8 protein-coding genes are annotated in these 6,629 nt (G+C 73.5%); 3 read left to right on the top strand and 5 right to left on the bottom strand.

Annotated features, from left to right (window positions below; translation table 11 throughout):
- Nucleotides 1-342: 342 nt before the first annotated feature.
- Together ACIG3E_RS39570 and ACIG3E_RS39575 are read left to right on the top strand one after the other, a co-directional pair.
- A complete protein-coding gene (locus tag ACIG3E_RS39570) occupies nucleotides 343-747 on the top strand; it encodes a BlaI/MecI/CopY family transcriptional regulator (protein WP_399625789.1) in 405 nt (134 codons plus the stop codon).
- A gap of 6 nt (nucleotides 748-753) precedes the next feature.
- Nucleotides 754-1,689: a M56 family metallopeptidase gene (locus tag ACIG3E_RS39575; RefSeq protein ID WP_399625791.1), complete on the top strand. Its 936-nt coding sequence runs from the start codon at nucleotides 754-756 to the stop codon at nucleotides 1,687-1,689.
- Between the two features lie 147 nt (nucleotides 1,690-1,836).
- Here the strand turns inward: ACIG3E_RS39575 and ACIG3E_RS39580 are convergent, their stop codons facing one another.
- Nucleotides 1,837-2,832 (bottom strand): sporulation protein, encoded by a 996-nt coding sequence (locus ACIG3E_RS39580; RefSeq protein WP_399625793.1) that lies wholly within the window; start codon nucleotides 2,830-2,832, stop codon nucleotides 1,837-1,839.
- A 175-nt stretch (nucleotides 2,833-3,007) separates the two neighbouring features.
- Between ACIG3E_RS39580 and ACIG3E_RS39585 the strand changes: the two genes are divergently transcribed.
- The gene (locus ACIG3E_RS39585) at nucleotides 3,008-3,235 is read left to right on the top strand and encodes a hypothetical protein (RefSeq protein WP_399625795.1); all 228 of its coding nucleotides are present in this window, start codon (nucleotides 3,008-3,010) and stop codon (nucleotides 3,233-3,235) included.
- 48 nt (nucleotides 3,236-3,283) lie between these two features.
- On the opposite strand, the gene ACIG3E_RS39590 is transcribed toward ACIG3E_RS39585, so the two are convergent.
- From ACIG3E_RS39590 to ACIG3E_RS39605, 4 genes are all read right to left on the bottom strand, one after another.
- Nucleotides 3,284-3,727: a GNAT family N-acetyltransferase gene (locus ACIG3E_RS39590; protein WP_399625798.1), complete on the bottom strand. Its 444-nt coding sequence runs from the start codon at nucleotides 3,725-3,727 to the stop codon at nucleotides 3,284-3,286.
- 157 nt (nucleotides 3,728-3,884) lie between these two features.
- The gene (locus ACIG3E_RS39595; protein WP_399625800.1) at nucleotides 3,885-4,904 is read right to left on the bottom strand and encodes a hemolysin family protein; all 1,020 of its coding nucleotides are present in this window, start codon (nucleotides 4,902-4,904) and stop codon (nucleotides 3,885-3,887) included.
- A complete protein-coding gene (locus ACIG3E_RS39600) occupies nucleotides 4,901-6,259 on the bottom strand; it encodes a hemolysin family protein (protein ID WP_399625802.1) in 1,359 nt (452 codons plus the stop codon). The genes ACIG3E_RS39595 and ACIG3E_RS39600 overlap by 4 nt, the downstream gene beginning before the upstream one ends.
- Nucleotides 6,260-6,534: 275 nt before the next feature.
- On the bottom strand, nucleotides 6,535-6,629 hold a 95-nt coding region (locus tag ACIG3E_RS39605; protein ID WP_361847963.1), incomplete at its 5' end, for a TerD family protein.

The following is a 6,629-nucleotide window of genomic DNA, read 5'->3' on the forward strand; positions in this document are numbered from 1 at the left end:
GGTCTCCGGCGGACCTGGCGGCAACGGCGCTCCCGGCGCGTCTCGTCGTGAGGCATCGCTGTCAGCCACAGGCCTCGAAGATCGGCGCGCAACCGCCTCCGCACAGCGAAACTCCCATACTCGACTCCCCAGTTGAATGGCCCGAGGACCGATGGGTCGGCCCCGGGAACAAAAATCTACAGCAATGTAGAAGTGTGGGCCGCCGCGGCATGCGGCCGCCCACGGCGGAATCCGGCCGGGACGGCCGGTTCGTCCCCCGGTCGATCAGTACGATGTGCGCGCGCCTCGGGAAGCGACGGGTACGGGTACGCATACGGGGCCCGGGGCCGAAGGGAGTTCAGCATGGCGGACGGCGGACGCGGTCGACCCGCGGCGCGACACCGGCGGCGCGGGCAGGGCGAGCTCGAACTGCTCGTCCTGACCTCGCTGCGCGAGGCCGGGGATGCGGTCAGCGCGGCCTGGGTCAAGGACCGCCTCGGCGGCGACCTCGCGTACACCACCGTGATCACGATCCTCACCCGGCTGCTCGCCAAGGGGGCGGTGACCAGGGAGCGCGTGGGCCGGTCGTTCGTGTGGACCCCGGCGTCGGACGAGGCCGGGCTCGCCGCGCACAAGATGCGCAAGGTGCTCGACGGGGAGCAGGACCGCGAAGCGGTCCTCGCCAGCTTCGTCACGACCCTGTCGGCCGAGGACGAACGGGTGTTGCGGGACCTGCTGCGCGACGCCGAGACGGGGCGGGAAGACTGACGCCTGATGGGGGTCTTCATTTTTCTGCCGCTGGTGCTGCCGCTGACGGCCTGGCCGGTGGCGCGCCTCGCCGAGCAGCGGCTGCACCCGCGTCTCGCCACGCGGCTGCTCACCGGCGTGGCCGTGGTGATGGCGACCTGCAGCACGGTCAGCCTGGGCCTGCTGATGGTGGTGGGCACGGCGCAGCTGCCCGGCAACCCGCTGCCCGACGGCTGGTCGGATCCCGAGGTGCGCGAGGCCGTCCCCGGCGAGGAGGTCGTCGGCAAGCTGGCCATCCCGGTCCTCCTCGCGGTGGCCACGGGATGCGGACGCACCCTGTGGCGGCACCGCCGGGTGCGCCGCCGCGCCCACCGCGCCCTGACCGGCGCGCCCGGGACGACCGTCGTGGTCCTGGACGACCGCGTTCCGTACGCGTACGCGCTGCCCGGCGGCAGGGCGCGCGACCGGATCGTGGTGTCCCAGGGCCTGCTGTCCTGTCTCCAGGCGCCGCAGCGCCGGGCCCTGTTCGCCCATGAACGGGCCCACCTCGCCGCCCGGCACCACCGGCAGCTGCTCGCGGTACAGCTGGCCGCCCGCGCCAACCCCTTCCTGCGCCCGCTGCGGACGGCCGTCTCGTACACCACCGAGCGATGGGCCGACGAGGAGGCCGCCCAAGCGGTGGGCGACCGCAGGGCCGTGGCGCTCGCGATCGGCAAGGCCGCGCTGGTCTCCCGGGGTGCCCCGGCCCCGACCCTCGCCGGGCTCGCCGCCCCGGGGCCGGTGCCGCGCCGGGTCGCGGCCCTGCTGCGCCCGGCGCCCGCGGCCCGCAGCTGGCCCTCGGTCTTCACCTCCGTCGGGCTCGCCGCGTGGACGGCGGCGGTGGGGACGGTGGCCTCGGCCATGTCCTCGGCGAACTCGACGGTGACGATGGTGCTGATCCTGCACGCGGCCACGCCCCTCTGACGGGCGGCGGGGGGCACGCCAACAGGAGGGTTCGGTGTCGACGGGGCCCGGTGCCGACGGGGGAGGGCCTGGTGCTGACGGGGAGGGCCCGGTGCTGGCGAGGGAGGGCCCGGCGCGCCGAGCCGAGCTCCCCCCGCCGGGCGCTGGTCACCCTTCCTCTTCCTCATCCCCTTCGAAGAAGTCCCCGACCTCGTCCACGACTTCGGCCGCGACCATGCCGCCGACGACGCCGACCGCGAGCCCGGCGGCTCCCGCGGCGACGACGGTGCCCATGCCCGGCCCCGAGCGGTGCGAGCCGTGACCGGTGTCATGGAAGCCGTGCGCGGCGGGCGCGGCGTGGGCGCCGTGGAAGGAGTGGCTCCCGTACGAGGCCCGGTGCTCGACGAGTTGCCGCACCCAGCCGTCCACCACGGCGTTCCAGTCCTGGTGCTCGACGGCGTCGTGGCCGACGGTGAAGCGGGCGACCGCGTCGTGCCCTGAGGAGAGGAACCCGCCGCGCTTGTCGGCTTCGAGGACCACCTCCACGCCGCCGGGGTGGGCGAGGAACGTCACCTCGATCTCGTTGACGGCCTGGGCGTACCGTGGGGCGGGGGTCAGTTCGAGCTCCTGGTAGAAGGGGAGCTGCTGGCCGGTGCCGCCGATGTGTCCGAGCTCCAGATCGGCGGACCTGAAGCCGAAGCCGAGCTGCCCGAACGCTTCGAGGACCGCCTCCTGGACCGGCAGCGGGCCCACCGCGAGCGCGTCCAGGTCGCCCTTGTCCTTGCCGCCCGCGACCGCCAGCTCGGTCCGCACGCCGAGTACGATGCCCAGGCTCTGGCCGTACAGCTCCGTGACAGGTGTCTCCCACGGCAGGGTCAGGGAGAAGGGCACGCTGTGGTGCTGCCCCTCGCCGAGCCGGAAGCCGCCGCCGACCGTGCTCCGGTCGAACACTACGAAGCCCTCGTGCTCCCCGCCCTCGTGCTCGGCCTCCACCCGGGCCACCAGCTCCAGCGTGATGTGCTCGATGTCGAAGTCCGCCTTGCCGCCCTGGAGGTGGACCTGCCCGCGCACCGGTCCGCCGGGCCGTGCCGCACCGGGCTCCAGCACCGTGTCCACCGAGGGGCCGCCCACGCCGAGCGAGCCGAGCAGTCGTTTGAACACCATCGCGGCGTTCACTCCTTCGCCTGAGTATCTGTGAGTATTCGTCAGAAGCCCCGCTCTACAGGGCTGTAGAGAGAATACGTGCAGGCGGGGGTTTCGGTGGCTCTCGGCGCGGTACCTCGTGCAGACGTCCACCAGGGCGTACGAAGGTGCCGAGCCGTCGGAAGAGGAGCGTGACGTGACCGAGCGTAGGAACGAGACACCGGGGGAGAGCGAGCAGCCGATTCCGCGCGACCTTCCCGATCAGCAGGCCGGTGCTGAGGACGATCCGTTGGAGGCCGCCCGGGACCAGGTGGACCGCGAGGACGTGCCGAGCCCGGACGAGCCCGGGGCCCGGCGGAGCGGGGAGGAACGCTCCGACACCGTACATCCGGAGCATCCCGATCCCGAGGAGTCGACGGGCTGACCGACGGCTACGGCTACGGCTCCCGAGCCCGACTCCGGCGAGGCGGATTCACCGCCACGCGCCGCGCACCAGGCGCCACAGCCGTCGGTAGCGGCCCATGAGGTGGGCGCAGGGAGGGGGGCGGGAGCGGAGTTCCACGCCGGTCTCCTCGGACATGGCGCGGAAGAAGGCGCGTCCCTGGCGGGACTGCGTCGTCGTGTGCCAGCGGTAGCCGGGCGCCTGGGCGAGGGCGGTGTGGAGGGCCTGCCTGCCGAGCCCTTGGCGTTGCCAGGTCTCGTTGATCCAGATCTGCTGGACGCGGCCCGTGCGGCAGGCGTGGCAGAGGCGGAAGTCGACCTGGCCGATGAGGAGGCCCCGCTCCAGGTGCAGGGCGATGGTGGCGGGCGCGTGCGGGGCCGGGGGCGCCAGGGCCGTCAGTCTCACCGCCTCGCCGTCCTGTGCGGGGGCGCCGTGGCCGAGGGTGAGCCACGCGCTCAGCGGGTTGGCACGCACGAACCATCCTTCCCAGGCTCCCCGTTGAGCTACCGAGCCTCGGCATCGTGGCACACCTGCCCGCGCGGGGCACCGGAATCCGGTCGCGGTACTCCGTACGGGGGGGGGTGGGCCGGAGTCGCGGGGCGCGATGCGATCTCGTGCGTCCGTCCCACCGTCAGGGCGGCTTCGGCTGGAGGTAGCGGGCCAGCAGGTCGTCCAGGGTGACGAGGCCGGTCAGGCGGCCGGAGTCGTCGCAGACCACGGCCAGGGAGGCACGCCGCTGGCGGAGCTGTTCGACCGCGTGGGCGAGCGTGGTGTCCGCCGAGAGCTCGGGCAGCGGACGGGCCAGCTCCCGCGCGCTGGTGCCGCGCCCCCGGGCCCGGGCGACGAGGGCGTCGCGCGCGTGCACGGAGCCGAGGGCCCGGGCGCCGTCGCGCACGAGCAGCCGGGTGCGGTCGTGCGCGGAGGCGATGCGCAGCACGTCCTCGGGTGTCGCCGAGGCGTCGACGGCGGTGATGGCGGCGGCCGGGGTCTGGAGGTCGCCCACCGGCGTCAGCGGCTCGGTCAGGGAGCGGGTGATCAGCTCGGAGTCGTCGCGGCTGATCAGGCCGAGGCGCTGGGACTCGGCGACGAGGTAGGTGAGCTGCTCGCGGTTGTGTACGGACGTCAGCTCGTCGCGCGGCTCGACCCGGCACAGGCGCACCAGGGCGTTGCTGACCTTGTTCAGGATCCAGATGAGCGGGCGTACGGCCTTGACCGTCGTACGGAAGGCGGGGGTGAGCAGCATCGCGGAGCGCTCGGGGTGGGCGATGGCCCAGGATTTGGGCGCCATCTCGCCGATCACCATGTGCAGGAACACCACGATGATCATCGCGAGGGCGAAGGAGACGCCGTAGCTGACGCCGCTGGGCAGGCCGATGCGGTGCAGCAGCGGGTCGAGCTCGTGGGAGATGGCGGGCTTGGAGACGGAGCCGAGGCCCAGGGTGCAGACGGTGATGCCGAGCTGCGCGCCCGCCAGCATCAGCGACAGCTCGCGCATTCCGGCGAGCACGGCCTGGGCTCCGCGCCGGCCCTCGGCGGCGGCCTTCTCCACGCGGTGGCGGCGGGCGGCGACGAGGGCGAACTCGGCGGCGACGAAGAATCCGCTGCCGATCAGCAGCAGCACCGTGACGAACAGCGCCATGGGGAAGCTCATGGGCGGGTCTCCTCGGGGCGGGCCTGCTCGTCGGTGCCCGTGGCGGGGGCGGGCCGGAGCTCCAGGCGCACGCGCTCGGGGACGTGCCGGTCCAGGGAGCGGACGTCGACGGTCACGGCGGCGCCGTCGGGCAGCTCCAGGGTGAGGTGGTCGCCGATGGCGGGGAAGCGTCCGAGCCGGTCGACGACGAGACCGGCCACGGTGTCGTAGTCGTCCTCCTCGGGCAGGTGGATGCCGGTGGCGTCGGCGACCTCGTCGAGCCGTCGGCCCGCGTCCACGAGCCAGCCGTGGCCGTCGCGGACGGCGACCCGCACCACATGGTCGGTCTCGTCGGCGATGTCCCCGACGAGTTCCTCGGCGATGTCCTCGTACGTGACGATGCCCGCGACGCCGCCGTGCTCGTCGAGGACGACGGCGAACTCGTCGTCGCGCTCGCGCATCTGCCGTACGGCGTCGGGCAGTTCGAGGGTCTCCGGGAGGAGCAGGGCGGGGCGGGCGAGGGTGTGGGCACTTGCTTCGGGGAGGCGGTCGGCGGGGGTCCGCATGAGCTCGCGCACGCCCAGGACGCCGGTGACGTCGTCGGGGTGGTCGCCGAGCACCGGGTAGTTGGAGTGGCCGTGCCGGGCGATGAGTGCGACGGCTTCGGCGGCTTTGGCGTCTTTGCGGACGAAGACGGCGTCGACGCGCGGCACCAGGACTTCGCCGAGGGTGCGCTCGGAGAAGTCCAGGGCGCGGTCGAGGAGGGCGGCGGTGTCCTCGGGCAGCTCGCCGCGCTCGTGGGACTCGCCGATGAGGTGGCCGAGCTCTTCGAGCGTGGCGCCGTGGTGCAGCTCTTCGACGGGTTCGATGCCGATGCGGCGCAGCAGTCGGTTCGCGGCGCCGTCGAAGATCCGCACGACGGGGCCGACGACCTTCAGGTAGGCGAGGGTGGAGGCGGCGAGGGACTTGGCGAGGCGCTCGGGGACGGCGAGGGCGAGGTTCTTCGGCGCGAGCTCGCCGAGGACCATCTGGACGACCGTGGCGAGCACGAAGGCGAGGGTGACGGAGATGCCGGTGACGGCGCCGTCGGGGATGCCGATGCCGGTCAGGAGCGGCTTGAGCAGGGCGGACACGGACGGCTCGGCGAGGAAGCCGACGATCAGGCCGGTCACGGTGATGCCGAGCTGTGCGCCCGACAGCATGAAGGAGAGCCGCTCGAGCACCTTCAGGGCGCGGGCCGCGCGGCGGTCGCCCGCTGCGGCCTCGCGGGCGAGTGCGAGCCGGTCCGCGGAGACGTAGGCGAATTCCTGGGCGACGAAATAGCCGGTGCCCACCGTCAGGACGAGGACGGCGAGCAGGCCGAGCGCGGCACTCATCGGACACCATCCCGCGGGGTGCCGCGGTCGGCCGGGGGAGCGGCTGGTGCGCGGCGGCCGAGGTGGGGCGGGATGGTCCGGGACAGTGCCCCGGGGGGTCCGTCGGGCTGGCGGACAAGGGGTGGCTCCTCGTGCTGGGGTGTGTGCCAGTGCAACGATTGTCATTGCGCCCGGGTTCCCCCGCCAGCTGCCGACCGCGCGGGCCCGCCCATGCGTGGACCGGCCCACGCGGGGTGCGCGTGGGCCGGTCCGGGGTGCTGCGCTACGGACTGGGGTCAGACGTTGACGCCGAAGTCCGATGCGATGCCGCGCAGGCCGGAGGCGTAGCCCTGGCCGACGGCGCGGAACTTCCATTCGGTGCCGTGGCGGT

The organism is Streptomyces sp. NPDC053474 (genome assembly GCF_044544845.1).
In the GTDB taxonomy this organism is placed as follows: domain Bacteria; phylum Actinomycetota; class Actinomycetes; order Streptomycetales; family Streptomycetaceae; genus Streptomyces.